The organism is Psychrobacter sp. ANT_H3 (assembly GCF_027919975.1).
GTDB lineage: Bacteria > Pseudomonadota > Gammaproteobacteria > Pseudomonadales > Moraxellaceae > Psychrobacter > Psychrobacter maritimus.
The window spans coordinates 1-1395 of record NZ_JAQISM010000051.1; the positions used below are offsets into that span (position 1 = coordinate 1).

Genomic DNA, 1395 nt, shown 5'->3' on the forward strand with positions numbered 1-1395 from the left:
TTTTTATATATAACCAAACAGAATTTATTAAAATACTGTGCTGTTCGATCATTATCAATGTATCCAGTTTTCAATCGTATATTTACACGCCGATCTACTTACAGACAAAAATTTTTAGGAGAGAAATTATGAGTATGGTATCTGAGTTTAAAGAGTTTGCTTTAAAAGGTAATGTAATGGACTTAGCTGTCGGTGTCATTATTGGTGGTGCATTTGGAACCATCACAACATCGTTAGTCGAAGACATCATGATGCCAATCGTCGCCTTTATTGCTGGCGGTGAAATCAACTTCAAGAATATGTTTGTGATATTAGGCGATGTGCCTGAAGGTATTGCTATGACTTATGACGCCTTGAAAGAAGCAGGCGTTCCTGTATTAGCTTATGGTAGCTTTATTACGGTACTTATTAACTTCCTGATTTTAGCATTCATCATTTTCATGATGGTGAAGATGGTCAATAGATTACGTCGTGCGGATGAAGTAAAGGAAGAAGTGCCAGAAAAACCTTCAGAAGAAGTGCAGTTACTTCGTGAGATTAGCGCTAAGCTTAGCAATACGAATGTTACTAAATAAAAGAGTCTAACCTGAGATGCTCTAATAGAATGAAAAAAGGAGCCCATCTGAACTGACCCCCCAATATTGGACGGTTTAGTTTACCCCAAGGACTGAGTCCTGTACTAGTACAGGACTCAGTCCTTTTAGTTTCTATCAGTGACAATAACTGCTGCCTGAGCAGATAAGCCAAAGAGAGATAACGCCATACTTAGAATAACTTTTTTCATAAAACCTACTTTTTTTGATACCCAAAACACTGTTTTCAAGCATTAATAATACCCTATATTTGTTCGATAAAGTAAGTGCTATATAACTAAACGTCTGATTTACACAGCAGTTTATTTATAATTTGCCTGATAGACGGGTTAGTGCCATAGTTGTTCACTGAACGTTCTGGACAGTTGCACTGTACAGTCTTTAAAAACGTACTTGAACACTAGGTGAACAATGAACATATCGGTGACAAAAGCGGCAAAAGAATGGGGTGTATCAAGAACCACGATCTATCAGAAAGTCAATGATGGTGAGCTTTCTAGAACGGCAGACAAGAAAATAGACGTTTCGGAAATGTTGCGAGTGTTCGGTGAGCCAATTTCTAAAAAACGTACTGAACGTTCAGTGAACACTGTCCAAAGTACACCTCTGAACAGTCAAAGTGTTCAGTACAATACGGACATTGAACACCAATTAGCGCTTGAAAAGCTCAAGAATGAACATCTCAGCCAACAAGTAAGCGATCAAAAAAAGTTAATTGAAAATTATCAGCAGCAGATAGGACAGTTGAACAGAACGCTGGATAAAGCCAACGCCAGTATTCAGGATTTCGCACAAGTGAGAC

At 38.1% G+C, this 1395-nt stretch carries 2 protein-coding genes; both read left to right on the forward strand.

Annotation, left to right across the window (positions count from 1 at the left end; translation table 11 throughout):
* Positions 1-128 precede the first annotated feature (128 nt).
* Positions 129-575: a large conductance mechanosensitive channel protein MscL gene (gene mscL / locus PG901_RS13555; protein ID WP_173240477.1), complete on the forward strand. Its 447-nt coding sequence runs from the start codon at positions 129-131 to the stop codon at positions 573-575.
* A gap of 429 nt (positions 576-1004) precedes the next feature.
* The coding region (locus PG901_RS13560; RefSeq protein WP_271134697.1) for a helix-turn-helix domain-containing protein at positions 1005-1395 on the forward strand (391 nt) is incomplete at its 3' end.

What these genes read in the sequence shown, in the direction of transcription:
- mscL (WP_173240477.1), top strand. Translation starts at nt 129, where the DNA reads ATGAGTATGGTATCTGAGTTTAAAGAGTTTGCTTTAAAAGGTAATGTA.